17 protein-coding genes and 2 tRNA genes are annotated in these 16,270 nt (G+C 72.3%); 3 read left to right on the top strand and 16 right to left on the bottom strand.

Features of this window, described 5'->3' with window-relative positions; genetic code table 11:
• Positions 1-84: 84 nt before the first annotated feature.
• From C2865_RS06475 to C2865_RS06445, 7 genes are all read right to left on the bottom strand, one after another.
• Positions 85-513 (bottom strand): MaoC family dehydratase, encoded by a 429-nt coding sequence (locus C2865_RS06475; protein ID WP_106397299.1) that lies wholly within the window; start codon positions 511-513, stop codon positions 85-87.
• 1 nt (position 514) lies between these two features.
• The gene (locus tag C2865_RS06470; protein ID WP_106397298.1) at positions 515-952 is read right to left on the bottom strand and encodes a MaoC family dehydratase N-terminal domain-containing protein; all 438 of its coding nucleotides are present in this window, start codon (positions 950-952) and stop codon (positions 515-517) included.
• Between the two features lie 121 nt (positions 953-1,073).
• Positions 1,074-1,238 carry a 50S ribosomal protein L33 gene (rpmG, locus tag C2865_RS06465; RefSeq protein WP_106397297.1) on the bottom strand — a complete coding sequence of 55 codons (165 nt, stop codon included), beginning with the start codon at positions 1,236-1,238 and terminating at the stop codon, positions 1,074-1,076.
• A 76-nt stretch (positions 1,239-1,314) separates the two neighbouring features.
• A tRNA-Met gene (locus tag C2865_RS06460) sits at positions 1,315-1,388 on the bottom strand.
• Positions 1,389-1,492: 104 nt separating this feature from the next.
• Positions 1,493-1,565 (bottom strand) — tRNA-Thr (locus C2865_RS06455).
• A 56-nt stretch (positions 1,566-1,621) separates the two neighbouring features.
• Complete coding sequence (locus tag C2865_RS06450) at positions 1,622-3,130, bottom strand: alpha/beta hydrolase (protein ID WP_106397296.1); 1,509 nt, start codon at positions 3,128-3,130, stop codon at positions 1,622-1,624.
• 100 nt (positions 3,131-3,230) lie between these two features.
• Positions 3,231-3,911, bottom strand: a complete 681-nt coding sequence (locus C2865_RS06445; RefSeq protein ID WP_106397295.1) for a FadR/GntR family transcriptional regulator — start codon at positions 3,909-3,911, stop codon at positions 3,231-3,233.
• Positions 3,912-3,963: 52 nt separating this feature from the next.
• On the opposite strand from C2865_RS06445, the gene C2865_RS06440 reads away from it, so the two are divergent.
• Positions 3,964-5,166 (top strand): MFS transporter, encoded by a 1,203-nt coding sequence (locus C2865_RS06440; protein ID WP_157963589.1) that lies wholly within the window; start codon positions 3,964-3,966, stop codon positions 5,164-5,166.
• Here C2865_RS06440 and C2865_RS06435 read toward each other — a convergent pair.
• Positions 5,135-6,295, bottom strand: coding sequence for a methyltransferase (locus tag C2865_RS06435; protein ID WP_198652986.1), 1,161 nt, complete (start codon positions 6,293-6,295; stop codon positions 5,135-5,137). The genes C2865_RS06440 and C2865_RS06435 overlap by 32 nt on opposite strands.
• 126 nt (positions 6,296-6,421) lie before the next feature.
• Here C2865_RS06435 and C2865_RS06430 point away from each other — a divergent pair, with 126 nt between their 5' ends.
• Positions 6,422-6,787: a nuclear transport factor 2 family protein gene (locus tag C2865_RS06430; protein WP_232835397.1), complete on the top strand. Its 366-nt coding sequence runs from the start codon at positions 6,422-6,424 to the stop codon at positions 6,785-6,787.
• A 61-nt stretch (positions 6,788-6,848) separates the two neighbouring features.
• Here C2865_RS06430 and C2865_RS06425 read toward each other — a convergent pair whose 3' ends face one another.
• From C2865_RS06425 to C2865_RS06400, 6 genes are all read right to left on the bottom strand, one after another.
• On the bottom strand, positions 6,849-8,318 hold the full coding sequence (locus C2865_RS06425) for a dihydroorotase (RefSeq protein ID WP_106397292.1): 1,470 nt from the start codon (positions 8,316-8,318) through the stop codon (positions 6,849-6,851).
• A gap of 31 nt (positions 8,319-8,349) precedes the next feature.
• Positions 8,350-9,552, bottom strand: coding sequence for a CaiB/BaiF CoA transferase family protein (locus C2865_RS06420; protein ID WP_106397291.1), 1,203 nt, complete (start codon positions 9,550-9,552; stop codon positions 8,350-8,352).
• 391 nt (positions 9,553-9,943) lie between these two features.
• Positions 9,944-11,077: an ABC transporter ATP-binding protein gene (locus C2865_RS06415; protein ID WP_106397290.1), complete on the bottom strand. Its 1,134-nt coding sequence runs from the start codon at positions 11,075-11,077 to the stop codon at positions 9,944-9,946.
• A 3-nt stretch (positions 11,078-11,080) separates the two neighbouring features.
• Positions 11,081-11,917: a carbohydrate ABC transporter permease gene (locus tag C2865_RS06410; protein WP_106397289.1), complete on the bottom strand. Its 837-nt coding sequence runs from the start codon at positions 11,915-11,917 to the stop codon at positions 11,081-11,083.
• Positions 11,917-12,807, bottom strand: a complete 891-nt coding sequence (locus C2865_RS06405) for a carbohydrate ABC transporter permease (protein WP_106397288.1) — start codon at positions 12,805-12,807, stop codon at positions 11,917-11,919. The genes C2865_RS06410 and C2865_RS06405 overlap by 1 nt, the downstream gene beginning before the upstream one ends.
• On the bottom strand, positions 12,804-14,081 hold the full coding sequence (locus C2865_RS06400; protein WP_232835396.1) for an ABC transporter substrate-binding protein: 1,278 nt from the start codon (positions 14,079-14,081) through the stop codon (positions 12,804-12,806). The genes C2865_RS06405 and C2865_RS06400 overlap by 4 nt, the downstream gene beginning before the upstream one ends.
• A gap of 177 nt (positions 14,082-14,258) precedes the next feature.
• Here C2865_RS06400 and C2865_RS06395 point away from each other — a divergent pair, with 177 nt between their 5' ends.
• Positions 14,259-15,419, top strand: a complete 1,161-nt coding sequence (locus C2865_RS06395; protein ID WP_157963588.1) for a site-2 protease family protein — start codon at positions 14,259-14,261, stop codon at positions 15,417-15,419.
• A gap of 5 nt (positions 15,420-15,424) precedes the next feature.
• Here the strand turns inward: C2865_RS06395 and C2865_RS06390 are convergent, their stop codons facing one another.
• Entirely contained in the window at positions 15,425-15,694 is a 270-nt protein-coding gene (locus tag C2865_RS06390) for a cation:proton antiporter regulatory subunit (protein WP_106397286.1), read from the bottom strand.
• Positions 15,685-16,215, bottom strand: coding sequence for an SPFH domain-containing protein (locus tag C2865_RS06385; protein ID WP_106397285.1), 531 nt, complete (start codon positions 16,213-16,215; stop codon positions 15,685-15,687). The genes C2865_RS06390 and C2865_RS06385 overlap by 10 nt, the downstream gene beginning before the upstream one ends.
• Positions 16,216-16,270 lie beyond the last annotated feature (55 nt).

The following is a 16,270-nucleotide window of genomic DNA, read 5'->3' as shown; positions in this document are numbered from 1 at the left end:
GCTCGGCCCGTCGTCCGGTCCATCCTCTCCGAGGACGCCCGCGCCCGCCCCGGCGGGGGCGGGCGCGGGTGAGATCCGTCTCGCTCAGGCGAGCCGGACGACGGCCTTGGCCTGGCCGAGCACCTTCTGGCCGCCGGACTCGCGGGCGGTGAGGCCGACGACGACCTTGCCGTCCTCGAGCTTCTCCTCGACGACGCCGCTGATCTCGATGACGTTGCCGGTGTCGTGGGGCACCGGGACCATGCCGGTGAAGCGCACGCCGTAGTCCAGGACGGCGCCGGGGTCGCCGGCCCAGTCGGTGACGAACCGGCCGCCCTGGGCCATGGTGAACATGCCGTGGGCGATGACGTCGGGCAGGCCGACGGAGGTCGCGAACTTCTCGTCCCAGTGGATGATGTTGAAGTCGCCGGAGGCGCCCGCGTACATCACCAGGTTGAGGCGCTTGACGGGGAAGGAGCGGGCCGGGATCTCGGTGCCGACCTCGACCTCGTCGTACTTGACGGTCGCCGCCATGTCAGGCCCCCCGTTCCACGATGGTGTTGTAGGAGGTCACGACGAGTTCGCCCTGGGCGTCCTTGACCTCGGTGACGAGCTTGAGCAGGTGGTTGCCACCGGCCTTGCGGATGTCGCTGATGGACGCCTCGCAGGTCAGGACGTCGCCGGCGACGACCGGGCGGACGTACTCGAAGCGCTGCTCGCCGTGCACGACCATGGCGTAGTTGAGGCCGAGCTCGGGGTCGGCCAGCGCGTCGCCGCCCAGGGAGATCACGATCGGGAAGGTCGGCGGCGCGATCACGTCCGGGTGGCCGGCGGCCTTGGCGGCCTCGGGGTCGCGGTAGATCGGGTTCTGGTCGCCGATGGCGTCCGCGAACTCGCGGATCTTCACCCGGGATACCTCATACGGGGGGCTGGGCGGGAACTTGCGCCCGATGAAATCTGTGTTCAGTGCCATGCCGTTTCCTTCCGAGGGGAGCCGCTCCTCCTGATGGGCTCGGGGGTGAAAGTAACAGAACGACGTTCGGCCCGCTCCCGGAGGTTCCGGTGAGCGGGCCGAACGGTGCAGGCGTGCGGTTCTAGCGGGTCTCGCGGTGCGCCTGGTGGCACCGGCAGTTGGGGCAGTACTTCTTCAGCTCCAGGCGATCCGGGTCGTTGCGCCGGTTCTTCCGCGTGATGTAGTTGCGGTGCTTGCACTCCTGGCAGGCCAGCGTGATCTTCGGCCGAACGTCGGTGGCAGCCACGGTGGAGTGCCTTTCTGCTAGGTATCTGGACGAACATCCCGACCCCGGTCCCGGGGGGACCGGAGATCAGTTTGAGTAGCGAGGGCCGGACTTGAACCGGCGACACAGCGATTATGAGCCGCTTGCTCTGCCTGACTGAGCTACCCCGCCATGACAGGCCGCTGGCGGCCTCGTTAAGAGTACCTGAAGCCAGCCACCCGGTGAAACGCGGAACGCCCGTGCCCGTCGCGGGCCGGGCGTTCTTTCGTTTCTCGAGCCCCTTTACGGAATCGAACCGTAGACCTTCTCCTTACCATGGAGACGCTCTGCCGACTGAGCTAAAGGGGCTTGCGTCGTGCTCGCAGGGAAAACCTTACACGCTCCCCGGGCGCTACGCGAACCGGTTAGTTCCCACCCCTCTCCTCCCTGCTCAGAGCGGGTGCGCGGTCCTCGCAGAAGGTGCCGGGGGCGGGCATGGCCCCCTCGGTCAGGAAGCGGTCGACGATCCCGCGGGTGCACTCCCCCATCGGGTAGAAGCCGTGCCCTCCGGAGTCGTTGAGCACCAGGGCGCTGCCCGGCAGCTGCCCGTGCGCGCTCCTGGCCCAGTGGACGGGCGTCGCGGCGTCGTGCCGGTTGTGCACCAGCAGCGGTGGCGGGGCGCCGTCCGTCCGCACCGCCAGCCCCGCCTCGGGCAGCGAGGCCACCGGCCACCGGGCGCAGGCCTGGCGCTGGGCCTCGACCCGCCGCCCGAACAGCGGGGCGGCGCGCAGCGCGGCGCGGCCCGCGGCGTGCGCGGCCTCGGCGGTGCGCTCCTCGGGGCGCAGGTGCGGGCACACGACCGCCTGGTAGCCGCCGGAGAGCGCCTCCCTGCCGGAACCCGAGGGCCAGGCCGCCAGCGTCCTCAGCGGCCCGCCGTCGCCGCGCAGCGCGGCGGCGAGCGCCGCGGTGACCTGCGGCCAGGTCTCCTCCCGGTAGGTGGCCGTCTGGATGACCCGCAGCACGTCGCGTCCGGTCACCGGGCCGCTCGCGCCGGCCTCCAGCGGGCTGGCGTCGGCCCGGGAGACCAGCCGTTCCACCCTGGCCAGGGCCCCGGGCGGGTCGGCGCCGAGCGGGCAGCCGGGACGCCGGGCGCAGTGGCCGACCATCACCCGGAAGGCGGTCTCGAAGCCCACGGCCTGCGCGGTGGCGTCGCCGGGCCAGCCGGTGGGGTCGACCACGGAGTCCAGCGCCATCCTGCCCGTCCTGGCGGGGAAGAGGTGGGCGTAGAACCGGCCGAGGAGGGTGCCGTAGGAGGCCCCGTAGTAGTGCAGGCGGTCCTGCCCCAGGGCGGCGCGCACCAGGTCGAGGTCGCGGGCCACCGAGGGCGTGCGGACGTTGGAGAGCAGCGCGCCTGAGGCGTCCGCGCAGCTCCTGGCGAAAAGCGCCGCGTATTCGGAGGAGTCCTCCGCCTGTTCCATTTCCGCGGTCCGCCGGGGATCGGAACTGCGGCAGACGACGGGGGTGCTGGCGCCGACCCCGCGCGGGTCCATGCCGATGATGTCGTAGTGGGCGCGCAGCACGGCGCTGAAGTAGGCGTGCGCGCCGAAGACGAACTCCAGTCCCGAGGAGCCGGGTCCTCCGGGGTTGGTCACCAGCGCGCCGAGGCGGCGCGACGGGTCGGAGGCGGGAAGCATGTTGAGCGAGATCCGGATGGTCTCGCCGCCCGGGCGGGTGTAGTCCAGGGGGGCTTCGAGGGTCGCGCAGGAGAACCTCGGGTCCACCTCGCAGGACGTCCAGAGAGGTTTCTGGGCGTAGAAGCCGGAGACCGGGTCATGGCCCGGGGCGGGGCGGGAGAGGGCGGGCGGAACCACGTGGGCGGCCGGGGTGTAGGCCGCCGCCAGTCCGGTGAGTGCCAGCCACAGACGTGTTCCCATGGTCTTTTCCCCCGAGTCCGATCATGTGCGGATCGGCCCTGAGGAAGTTGTTCCCCGGGGAAACAGTGAGGGTTTCCGGCTTATCGCCAAAACCAGTAGATCATTGACTTTCGCGACCCTCGGCGAGTTGCGGGAAGAAATGGGTGGCCTCGCGGGTGGCCGCCGCGGCGTCGCCGGCCCGGATCGCCGCGACCAGCCTGCCGTGGTCGATCTTGCGCTCGGGGACGAGGCCGCTGGTGAGGTAGTCGCGCAGTTCGTCGCGCAGCACCTCGCCGAGGTCGGCGTACAGGCCGGTCAGCGCGGCGTTGTGGGCGGCGGCGACAACGGCGTGGTGGAAGGCGGCGTCGGCCTGGACGAACCGCTCGGTGTCGCCCTCGTCCCAGGCGCGGTCGCGCTGGTCGAGCGTCTCCTGGAGCAGGAGCAGGTCCGCCTCGGTGCGGCGGACGGCGGCCAGGGCGGCGGCGGAGGTCTCCAGGGTCATGCGCAGTTCCCGGATGTCGGCGCGGCCGATCCCGGTGAAGCGGCGGCGCATGACCCCGGCGAGTTCGCTGGTGGCCGCCACGTAGGTGCCCGAGCCCTGGCGGATGTCCAGGAGCCCGTTGTGGGCCAGCGCCCGGACGGCCTCGCGCACGGTGCCGCGGGCCACGCCGAGCTGTTCGGCCAGTTCGGGCTCGATCGGGATCCGGGAGCCCACCGGCCAGCGGCCGGAGGTGATCTGCTCGCGGAGCTGCTCCACGACCTGGTCGAACAGGGGGGTGCGCCGTGCCGCCGACAACGTCATGTCGCCATCGTCTCATTTACCAGATTCATCCAATGATTCTATGATCCGTCGTATGACCCCCCGCCGGCTCCCCGCCGCCCTCCCCCTCGTCCTGCTGGTCCTGCTCACCTCGCTGAACCTGCGCCCGGTGGCCTCCACGATCGGCCCCCTGCTGCCGGAACTGCAGGCCGAGCTGGGCATGGACAACGTGGTCAGCGGGGTGCTGGCCACCCTGCCGCCCCTGTGCTTCGCCGTGTTCGGGTCGCTGACCCCCGCCCTGTCCCGCCGGTTCGGGCAGATGTCCGTGATCATGATGGGGATGGCGGTGCTCGCCGTCGGGCTCGCCGTGCGGGCGCTGGCCGCCGACGCCTGGGTCTTCCTGCTGTTCAGCATGCTCGCCATAGCCGGGGTCGCGGTGGCGAACGTGCTGCTGCCCGCGGTCGTCGGCCATGCCTTCCCCGGCCGGGTCGAGCGGATGACCGCGCTGTACTCGATAGCGCTGACCGGGGCGGCCACCCTCGCCGCCGCCTCGGCGGTCCCGCTCGCCGGGGCGCTGGGCTCCTGGCGGTGGGGCCTGGGGATCTGGGCGCTGCTCGCGGTGGCGGCCCTGCTGAGCGCGGCCCGCAACCGGGTCTCCCAGCCCGCGCGCTCCTCCGCGCCGCGCCTGCTGCCCCCGCTGCGGCGCAGCAGGATCGCCCGCGGCCTGGCCGTCTACATGGCGGTGAACGCGACGACCGCCTACGTGATCCTGGGCTGGCTGCCGCAGATCTTCCGGGACGCCGGGATCCCGGCCGGCACCTCCGGCCTGATGCTCGCCGTGGCTCTGGGCCTGGCCGCACCGGTCGCCCTGTTCCTGCCGGGGCTGATCGCGCGGCTGCCCGACCAGCGCCCGCTGGTGTGGGCGTTCTGCCTGAGCGCGCTGGCCGCCTACGCCGGGCTGCTCCTGGCCCCGGGCGCGCTGGCGTGGCCGTGCGCGATCCTGCTGGGTCTGAACGGGGCGGGCTTCCCGCTGGCCCTGACCATGATCGGGCTGCGTGCCCGCACCCAGGAGGGGGTGACCCGGTTGTCGTCCTTCACCCAGAGCATGGGCTACCTGATGGCGATCCCCGGCCCGGTGCTGATCGGCGTGCTCTACCAGTACACCGGCGGCTGGGAACTCCCGATCCTGTTCCTCGCCGTGCTCGTCGTGCCGCAGCTCGCCCTGGGCCTGCACGCCGCCCGCAGGGGCACGGTCGAGGACGAGCTCACCGGGCGGGAGGCCTGCGTCCGCGTCTGACGGCGCGCAGCAGGACGAACTTGGGGTTGCTCGCGACCGTCGAGCAGTTGCCGAAGAGGCGCCGGAGCTTCACGTGGTAGCCCAGGTGGCGGTTGCCGACGACCCACAGCTCGCCGCCGGGGGCCAGCGCCCTGCGCGCCTCGGCGAACATCCGCCAGGCCGTGGCGTCCGTCGTGGCCTGGTGGGAGTGGAACGGCGGGTTGTTGAGGATGAGGTCGACGGACCCCGGCCCGACGGCTCCGAGCGCGTCCGCGGCGGTGAACACCGCGCGTCCCGCCAGCCCGTTGGCGGCGAAGGTCTCCTCGGCGGAGGCGACGGCCTGGTGGGACTCGTCGGTGCAGACGATCTCGGCGTCGGGGTGGGTCAGCGCGGCGGCCAGCCCGAGCACGCCGTTGCCGCAGCCCAGGTCCACGATCCGCGACGCGTCCGGCTGTACGGGCAGGTGCTCCAGGAAGAACCGGGTGCCGATGTCGAGCCGGTCGGCGCAGAAGACCCCGGCGTGGTTGACGACGGTGCGCCCCGCGACGGCTCCGGCGTCCGGGGGCAGGGTGTGGACCAGCGGCCAGGGGTCGGGACCGGGATCGCGGGACGGGTCGGGCTCGGCGAGGACGAGCCGCGCCTTCTTCACCGCCAGGGACGTCCGGGTGGGCCCGACGATCTCCTCGAACAGCCGCAGCGTGGAGGTGTGGATCTCCTTGACCATGCCCGCCCCCACCACCGCGGTGCCGGGGTGCAGCGCCGGGCGCAGCCTGTGGAGCTGGTCCTCCAGCAGCGCGAGGCTCTTGGGCACCCGCACCAGGAGGGTGTCCACCCGCTCCGGCGGGGCGTCCCGGGTGGTCAGCAGGGTCGCCGCCTCCGGATCGTGCCCGGCCCTCAGGAGGTTCTCGCGGGTCGCGGAGCGCCCCAGGAAGGAGTCGGAGATCTGGACGGGCCGGTGCCCGGCCAGCGCGGTCGTCAGGGCTCCCCACCGGTCGCCCAGGACGACGACGGTCCCTCGCGGGCCCCCCGTCTCGGCCAGGTGGCCGAGCAGGTACTCGTCCGCGGCGTCCCACGCGCGCAGCGGATCCGGGGGTCGGTGGGGGAAGCGCGTGAGTTCCAGTTCCCCCGAGGCGGTCACCAGCCGGTTCATCCCTAGGAGGCTAGTCGTTCCCAGCCCACCGGCCGCCACGTAGGATTCCCCCCGATTGCCCGCTTTACCCCTCTAGTGGCACTGATCGCAGTTAAGGTGGTCGCTTTGCACCCGTTCCGTACCGCAGTGGAGAAGCAGGACCTGGACGCGGTCCGCGACCTGCTCGCCGAGGACGCGACCTTCCTCAGTCCCGTGGCCTTCAAGCCCTACCAGGGCAAGGAGATGGTGTTCGCGATCCTCAAGGGCGCGATGCGGGTCTTCCAGGACTTCCACTACGTCAAGGAGCTCGCGGACGGCGCGGAGCACGCCCTGGTCTTCAAGGCGCGCATCGACAACACCCAGATCCACGGGTGCGACTTCCTGACGATGAACGAGGACGGGCTCATCCAGGAGTTCTGCGTGATGCTCCGCCCCATGTCGGCGGTCCACGCGATGTCCGAGGCCATGCGCGTGCAGTTCGAGCTCATCGAGCAGGAGATGCGCGGCTGCTGACCCGGAGACGGCCGAAGGCGTCCTCCGGCCGTCCCGCTCTCGGGGCTCCTCGCGTCCGGGATCAGTCCCGGGTGTAGGGGCGGGGCAGGTACCTGCCCGAGGGGTCGCCCACGACCTTCCCGTCCTCCAGGATCCGGACGCCGCGCAGGAAGGTGTCGGTCACCCGGGCGGTGAGCTCGAAGCCCTCGAACGGGGTGTGGCCCTGGGCGGACTCCGACTCCTCGGCGCGGACCGTCCAGGTGGCGTCCGGATCGACCAGCGCGATGTCGGCGTCGTACCCGGCGGCCAGGACGCCCTTGCCGCGCAGGCCGTACCGGACGGCCGGGTTGCGGGAGCTCAGGGCCGCGATCCGGCCGTGGGAGACGCCGCGCCTGCGGCCCTCGGTGACCAGGCCGGGCAGCAGGTACTCGGCGCCGCCGAAACCGGACCTGGCCAGGAAGACGTCCGTGGGGTCGGAGCCGAACTTGGCCTCGGCGCGGCAGCAGGCGTGGTCGCTGACGACCCAGTCGACGGTGCCGTCGGCCACGTACTCCCACAGGGCCTCGACGTCCTCGCGCGGGCGCAGCGGCGGGTTGACCTTGCCGCCGATGCCGCTCGCGGTGTCGATGTCGGCCAGCAGGTGCCCGACGGTGACCTCGCGGCGGAAGTCGATGTGCGGGAACGCCCTGGACATGCGCACCGCGGCGTCGACGGCCTTGCGGCCCGACAGGTGCAGCAGGTTGATGGTCGGCAGCCCGGTCTCGTGCGCCAGGTAGGAGGCGATGGAGACCGCCAGGCCCTCCGAGTGCGGCGGGCGGGAGGCGCTGTAGGCGGCCAGCCCGGACAGCTCTCCGGCGTCCTCCACCATCCGGGTGTAGGCGGTCATGATCTCGGCGGTCTCGCAGTGCAGCGACAAGGAGATCTCGTCGGCCAGGTGCGGAAACCTCTCGCGGGCCGCCTGGACTCCCCGCATGACGAACTCGAAGTGGGCGTAGTCGTAGCGTTCGCCCTCGGGGATCATCAGGAACGAGTTCTGGTCGGCCGAGCGGCCGTGCAGCCCGTGGCCGCCGTAGAACATGAAGACCTTGAACGAGGTGACGCCGAACCGCTCCACCAGGTCCGGGATCTCCGCGATGTGCTCCTGGGACATGGGGGCGAGGTGGTAGGCGTAGTCGACGTACGCGCGGCCTTCGGAGGCGGCCAGGACCTCGGGGAAGAAGTCGGCGTACGGGCCGCCCTTGTTGAGGTAGTACTGGCCGGTGCGCATGTAGTTCAGCGCGGTCGTGACGCCGCCCTGCGCGCTCGCGCGGCTCTCGCTGACGGTGTCCTCGGCGAGCGGGTTGTAGATGCCCCAGTGCTGGTGGGCGTCGACGACGCCGGGGAAGGCGAGCCTGCCCCTGCCGTCCACGACCCGCGGTACCCCGGTCACGTCGAGGCCGGGCGCCACCTGCACGATCTTGCCGTCGCGTACCGCGATGTCCGCGGCGAACGGCTCGTCCTGATCGTGCCGGACGACCTGGACGTTCTTCACGACGAGCTCGAATCCGCTCACGTTCCCCTCCTGTCCCGGGGCTTCCGGGGGGTCAACTGATGATCTTCTTCTCGCGCAGGGCCGCCACCTCCGCTGCGTCGTAGCCGAGCTCGCCGGCCAGGACCTCGTCGGTGTCCGCGCCGTGCGCGCGGCCGGTGAACCGGATACGGCCCGGGGTCTTCGACATCCGCCACATGACGTTGTGCATGAGCAGCTCCCCCAGGTCGGGGTCGGGCACCCTGGTGAGCATCTCCGTCTCCCGCACGTGCGGGTCCTCCACCAGGTCCCTGGCGTCGTAGACGGGCGCGACGGCCGCGCCCGCCTCGGTGAAGGCCCCGACCACCTCGGCGCGGGTCCGCGCCCCGATCCAGCCGCCCACGAGCTCGTCGAGCAGCTCCACGTGCTCCGCACGGCCCCTGCCGTCGGCGAACCAGGGCTCGTCGATCACCTCGGGGCGTCCCACGAGCCGCATGACGCGCTCCGCGATCGCCTGCGCGCTGGTCGACACGGCCAGCCAGTACCCGTCGGACGTCCGGTAGGTGTTGCGCGGCGCGTTGTTGGTGGAGCGGTTCCCGTGCCTCATCTCGACGACGCCGAGCTGGTCGTAGACGGTCGGCGACGGCCCCACGGCCGCCATCAGCGGTTCCAGCAGGCTCATGTCGATGACCTGGCCGCGCCCGTCCTCCGACCGCTCGCGGTGGAACAGCGCCATCATCACCGCCGACGACGCCGCGATCCCGCAGACGCTGTCGGCCAGGCCGAACGCCGGAAGCGTCGGCGGCCCGTCCGGCTCCCCCGTCAGGTGCGCGAACCCGCTCATCGCCTCCGCGAGCGTCCCGAACCCGGCCCGTCCCGCGTACGGCCCCCGCTGCCCGAACCCGGTGACCCGCACGACGACCAGACCCGGGTTCACCTCATGCAGCCTCTCCGGTCCCAGCCCCCACTTCTCCAGTGTCCCGGGCCGGAAGTTCTCGATGAGCACGTCGGACTGCCCGGCCAGCCGCAGCAGCACCTCGGCCCCCTCCGGAACCGACAGCGTGAGCCCGATCGTCCGCTTGTTCCGGGAGACCTCCTTCCACCACAGCGCGTGCCCGTCCTTGGACCTCCCGTGCCCGCGCATCCCGTCCGGCCTGGTGGAGTGCTCGACCTTGACCACGTCCGCCCCGAAGTCCCCCAGGATCTGCGCGCACAGCGGCCCCGCGAGAATCGTCGAGACGTCCAGCACCCGCAGACCGTGCAGCGGCCCGTCCGCCATCCGCGCTCCCCTCGCCCGGCCCGGAGCCTCCTCCGGCGCTCGTTTCATTCAGGGATACACCGTTATCCCAAGCGAAACGATAGGGATCGGCTGGGCCCGCGTCAACGCCCCCGCCGCCACGCTCGCACGCATTCCCCGAAACAGGAACGGCCCGGCACCACGAAGAACACCCGACTCACCGCAGGCGGCACGGCCAGGGTCTTCCGCCGGGAGGAGGCCCCTGCCCGCGTGATCAGGGATCGGGTGGGCCCGCGTCAACGCCCCGCCGCCACACTCGCACGGCTTCCCCGAACGGGAACGGCCCGGCACCACGAAGAGCACGGGCCCGCCGCAGGCAGCGCAGCCGGGGGCTCCCGCCGGAAGGAGATCCCTGCCCGCGTGATCGTGGAGGTCAGCGGGACTCGGTGAGGTTGACGCCGGTTTCGGGATGGAAGAGGTGGATCTGGGTGGGGTCGTAGTCGAGTTCGAGGGGCTCTCCCTCCCGGACGGGGGATGCGGCGTCGAGGCGGGCGACGAGCTGGCCGGGGGCGGGCGCGCCGGGCGGCTCCGGGGACAGGTCCAGGTAGACGTACTTCTCGGCGCCGAGGGACTCCACGATGTCGGTGCGGGCGGTGAAGGCCAGGCGGGCCGCCCCGTCGGCGACAGGGCGGGGCAGGCGGGTGTCCGCGAAGGCCTCGGGGCGAAGGCCCATGACGACCTCGCGGGGCGGGTCGCTTCGCAGGGCCGCGGTGATGCGCGGGGTGGGCGGAACGAGGCCGAGAGGGGTGCGAAGCCCTTCGGAGGTGAGCTCGGCGGGGAGGAGGTTCATGGCGGGAGAGCCGATGAAGCCGGCGACGAAGAGGTTGTGCGGGCGGGCGTAGAGGTCCTCCGGGGCGCCCGTCTGCTGGACCACGCCGTCCTTCATGAGGACTATGCGGTCGCCCAGGGTCATCGCCTCGGTCTGGTCGTGGGTGACGTAGACGGTGGTGGTGCCCAGGCGGTTCTGCAGACGGGAGATCATGGTGCGCATCTGGACGCGGAGCCTGGCGTCGAGGTTCGACAGGGGCTCGTCCATGAGGAAGGCGCTGGGGTCGCGGACGATCGCGCGGCCCATCGCGACGCGCTGGCGCTGGCCGCCGGAGAGGTTCGCGGGCCGGCGGTCCAGGAGGTCCGACAGGTCCAGGATGCCGGCGGTCTCCTCGATCTTCGCGTTCGCCCGCGCCTTGTCCGTCCCGGCGAGCCGCAGCGGGAAGCCGATGTTCTGCCGGACGGTCATGTGCGGGTACAGCGCGTAGGACTGGAACACCATCGCGATGTCCCGGTCCTTGGGGGCGCGCTCGTTGACGCGCTCGCCGCCGATGCGCAGCTCGCCGTCCGTGATGTCCTCCAGCCCGGCGATCATGTTGAGGGTGGTGGACTTCCCGCAGCCCGACGGGCCGACCAGGATGACGAACTCTCCGTCGGCGATGGTCAGGTCGAACTCCCGCACGGCGACGGTGCCGTCGGAGAAGCGCTTGGTCACGCCGTCGAGCACGATCTCGGCCACGGCCTATCCCTTCACGGCGCCTGAGGTCAGGCCGGAGACGATCCGGCGCTGGAAGAACAGCACGAACAGCACGATCGGGACCGTGATGACCACGGCCGCGGCGGCGATGGAGCCGGTGGGGTCCTCGAACTGCGAGGCGCCCGTGAAGTACGAGATCGCCGCCGGGGCCGTCCGCGCCGTGCTGGAGGAGGTCAGCGAGATCGCGAACAGGAAGTCGTTCCAGCAGACGATGAACGCCAGGATCGCCGCGGTCACCACGCCGGGCGCGGCCAGCGGCACGATGACCAGGCAGAAGGCCTGCAGCGGGGTGGCCCCGTCCATCTTCGCCGCCTTCTCCAGCTCCCACGGGATCTCCTGGAAGAAGTTGCTCAAGGTGTAGATCGTCAGCGGCAGCGCGAAGGTGACGTACGGCAGGATCAGCCCCGGCCAGGTGTTGAACAGGCCCAGTGCCCGCTCGATCTGGAACAGCGGGGTCACCAGCGAGATCTGCGGGAACATCGCGATCAGCAGCGAGACGCCCAGGATCGCCGAGCGGCCGGGGAAGCGCAGCCGGGCGACGGCGTAGGCGGCCATCGTGCCGATCACCACCGCGACGAGTGTGGAGATGAGCCCGATCCCGATCGAGTTGACCAGGCCGCGCAGGAAGTCGCCGTCGCCGAAGATGCTCCGGTAGTTGCGCCAGGTCCACTCGCTCGGGACGAACGAGCCGTCGGCGACCGCGGCCGGGGTCTTGACCGACAACGAGACGAGCCACAGCACCGGCACCAGTGCGTACAGCAGGACGAGGAGGTCGGCCAGCGCCCAGCGGACGCGCCGGGAGGAGCCCGCACGGCCCGCCATCAGCGCCGCTCCTTCCCGGCCGGGGACCCCGCGCCCAGCCCCGCGACGAAGAAGAACGCGATGAGCGCCGTGATCAGGAAGATCAGCACCGACATGGTGGAGCCGATGCCGAGGTTCAGCCCGCCGATCAGGTTGTGGTAGGCGATGATCGACACCGAGGAGGTGCCCTGCGCCCCGTTGGTCAGGACGTAGACGTCGTCGAAGATGCGGAAGGCGTCCAGCGTCCGGAACAGCAGCGCCGCCAGGATCACGGGCCGCATCAGCGGCAGTGTGATCATCCGGAACCGCTGCCAGGCGTTCGCGCCGTCCATCGCCGCGGCCTTCAGCGCGTCCTCCGGCACCAGCGCCAGCCCCGCCATGAGCAACAGCGCCATGAACGGCGTCGTCTTCCACACCTCGGCCAGGATGATGATCGCGATGGCGGGCCAGTGCTCGGTGAGCGGGGCCTGGCCGGGCGGCAGCAGCCCGGCCAGCCAGCCCGTGCCCGGCGTCCAGGCGTACTTCCAGCCGAAGGCCGCCGCGACGGTGACGATCCCGTACGGGATGAGCACGACCGTGCGGACGAGCCCGCGCCCCACCAGGGTCCGGTACATGACCACGGCGAGCGCCATCCCCAGCACCAGTTCGATGAGCACGCTCACCACCGTGACCAGCAGCGTGACCCACACCGCGCTCCACCAGAACCCGCTGCCCAGGACCGTGGCGTAGTTGTCCGGCCCGATCCACTCCCGCCGGCCGGGGAAGCGCAGGTCGTACCGCTGGAACGACAGCAGCACCGAGTACAGGACCGGCCAGGCCGTCACCAGCACCATGACCAGCGCCGCCGGCGCGCACAGCCACCAGGCGAGCCGCCGCTCCGACCGCTCCCCCGCGCTGAGGGCCCTCCTCACGGCAGCACCCCCCTGCTCTGGAGCGCGTCCCCGATGAGGGAGCGCAGCCGCGCGAGCGTCTCGGGCGGGTCGATCGACGCGGGCGGCGAGAGCGTGACGGCCGTGACCGTGGAGACGTTCTGGTAGGTGGGGGTCTGCGGGCGGGGGGCGGCCGTCTCGAGGGCCCGCAGGATGGCGTCGCGCATGGGGTAGGCCTCGGCCATGCCCGCGGACCGGTAGACGGAGGCGATGGTCGGGGGCAGGCCGTCCAGGGTGGCCGCGATGCGCTGGCTCTCGGGGTCGCGCAGGCAGAGGGCGGCCCGGAAGGACCGGTCGGGGTGCTCGGAGTAGCGGCTGACGGCGAAGTTGGCGCCGCCGAGGGGGGAGCGCCCGGCTCCGGTGATCCCGGGGTAGGGCGCCCACCTGAAGTGCCGGACGAGGTCCGGGCGGTTGGCGGCCATGGAGGCGTGGACGTACGGCCAGTTGACCTCGTAGGCGGCGCGCCCCGACTCGACGGCCAGCCGTGCGTCGTCCTCGCGGGTGTTGGACAGCGACGGGTCCGCCGCCGGGGAGCGGGCGAAGTCCCGCATCGTCCGCAGGGCCTGCAGGGCGGGCCTCCCGAGCGCGACGTGCTCGCCGTCGGGGCTGAGGATCCGGCCTCCGGCCGAGGCGACGAGGCTGTTGAACCAGACGACGACGCCCTCGTACTGGGCGCCCGTCACCTCGCCGTAGTGGGGCTCGCCGGCGGCGGCCAGCCGGGCGGAGGCCCGCATCAGCCCCGTCCAGGTGGACGGCGGCTCGGGGATGAGGTCCGAGCGGTACCACAGGAGCTGGACGTTGGTGTTGTACGGGGCGGCGTACAGCCGTCCCCGCCACGTCGCGGTGTCCAGTGGCCGCTGGAGTGTGCCCTCCCTGGCCCGCCGCGCGTACTCCCCCGTCCATTCCCTGATCCATTCGGCCTCGGCCAGCTCCGCCGTCCAGGTCACGTCCAGGCCGAGCACGTCCAGGCCGCGGTCCTCGGCCGCCAGCCGCCGGACGAGCTGCTCCCGCTGGTCGTCGGCCCCGCGCGGCAGCGTGTTGAGCACGATCCGGTAGGCGCCCTTCGCCAGCCCGTTGCAGCGTTCGACGATCCGGGCGAGGTTCTGCTGCGGGGCGTTGTAGAGGTTGACGACGGGCGCTCCTCCGCCCTCCTCGCCGCCGCATCCGGCCGGTAGCACCGCCGAGAGCAGCACGGCCACGGCCGCCAGGCGCCTTCGCCCCGGCCGCGCGTCCCGTCTCCCGCTCTCGTCCGCCACCTCCCCATTATCGCGGAGAGTGACGACAGGATCACGATTTCCACAACCTCTTTCCGGCCTGCCCGGCAGTGACCTTCGCCCCTGGGAACAGGCTCGCCGACCTGCTCATGATGGAAGGAGACCCGCGGCGGACGGCGCGGGCGGCCACCGTGATCGAGCAGACGGACGGTGAAGGCGATGAGCAAGGTCCTCCCCCTGGGCAGGGTCTCCGGCATCAGGATCGGCGCCCAGTGGTCGGCCCTGTTCATCGTCGGGCTGGTCGGCCTGATCCTGGCCACCGGGGTGCTGCCCCGGGCCGACCCGGGCCGGCCCGCCGGGGTCTACTGGGCGGTCGCCGTCCCGGTCGCCCTGGTGTTCTTCGCCTGCCTGCTGGTGCACGAGCTCGCGCACAGCCTGGTCGCGCTGCGGCGGGGCGTGCGGGTGCACTCGATCACGTTGTGGATGCTCGGCGGGGTGTCGGAGCTGGAGGACGAGGCGCCCACCCCGCAGGCCGACCTGGCGATCGCCGCGGCGGGGCCGCTGGCCAGCTTCGCGCTGGGCGTGCTGTTCGGCGCGGGGACCGTCGCGGCGTGGACGCTGGACGCCCCGGCGCTGCTGGTCCAACCACTAACGTGGCTGGCGCTGATGAACGTGCTGCTGGGCGCGTTCAACCTGCTGCCCGGCGCGCCCCTGGACGGCGGCAGGGTGCTGCGCGCGATCCTGTGGCGGCGCTACCACGACCTGACGCGCGCCGACCTGGCCGCCGTCCGCGCGGGCCGCTCCGTCGGCCTGGCGCTGGTCGTCCTGGGCGCCTTCCAGCTCCTGTTCACCCGGTCGGGCGCCGGCCTGTGGACGATGCTGGTCGGCTGGTTCCTCATGATCTCCGCCAAGGCGGAGGGCACCGCCCGCCTCGTCCGCGACTCCCTGCGGGACGTCCGGGTCGGCGAGGTCATGAACCCCGCGCCGGACCTGGCGCCCGACCGCCAGGAGGTCGGCGACTTCCTGCGCGGGACCGTCGCCTTCTCCCGCCAGAACGTCTTCCCCGTCGTGGACGTCGCGGGCTCCCCGGTCGGCGCCGTCCACGCCGACGTGCTGACCGCCCTCCCCGAGGACCGGCGCGCCGCCCGGGTCCGCGACCACATGACCGCCCTCCCCGACCGCAACGTCCTGGCCCCCGACGCCCCCGCCGCCGAGCTCCTGGCCGTCCGCCCGGTCGAGCGCGAGCTGGTCGCGGTGGTCGTCGGCGACGGTCGCGTCGTGGGCATGATCACCACCACCGACCTGTCCGTCGCCTACCGCCGCGGCCTGCTCCTCCACCCGTCCGGCAGGAGCAGGCCGCCGGCCGGCGGCCCCGGCTGAGGGCGTCAGCCCCGGGCGGCCAGGCGGGCCACCTCGCGTTCCAGCGCGGCCAGGCGGTCGGCGAAGGACATGGTGTGCAGGAGTTCGGCCAGGGCGTCGGCCTCGTCCTGGTCGAGGCGGACGGTCTGGACGGGGGTGTCGGGGTCCTCGTCGGTGTAGAAGGCCAGCTCGCGGTGGCCGTCCCGGCCGACGGTGACGCTCAGGAGGCGGCCGCCGCGGGTGCGGGCGTGGTGGACGCGGCCGTATCCGGGCAGGGTGGTGTGGGTCAGCTCCAAAGCCCCTCCTCGGGGATCGCATGGCGGGACGGCCGCCCCTGCAGGGGGATCGCAGAGGCGAGGGGTTCCAGGTCGGTGGCGGTCAGGCCGGCGGTCTCGGGCACTTCGGCGGCCAGCGCGCGGCCGCCGGCCGGTGCCGGAGAGGCGGCGGAGCGGCGCAGGACGTCCTCCGCCGCACGGCAGGCGAGGTCCAGCGCGAGGTCCGGGGCGGTGGCGTACCGGTCGGGGTCGCTCACCCGGAAGGTCGCGCGGCCCCTGATCAGGACGGGTGCGCCCGCGCGGGTGGCGCCCCTGCACCACAGCTCCGCCTGGAGGGGGCGGACCGGCACCCGGGTGGCGCGGTCGAGGCCGGGCAGGATGAACCGCAGGCCCGGTCCGGTGACCGCGCGGACCCGCCCGGAGCGGCGGACGACCAGGCGCTCATCGGGGCCGACCCGCCAGACCGACGCGGCCAGGGCGAGCAGGGCGAGCAGGACGCCGCCCACCAGGGAACCGAGCAGGTAGTCGGGTTCGCTGGACATCGGGCCTCCCTCCGGTTTTTACGCTTTTCATCCAGGTTCGCCGCTCGGCACGGAA

This window comes from Actinocorallia populi, from assembly GCF_002995495.1.
In the GTDB taxonomy this organism is placed as follows: domain Bacteria; phylum Actinomycetota; class Actinomycetes; order Streptosporangiales; family Streptosporangiaceae; genus Actinocorallia; species Actinocorallia populi.
Note: the sequence above shows the minus strand (reverse complement) of the source record. Positions and strands in the feature narration are given on the sequence as shown.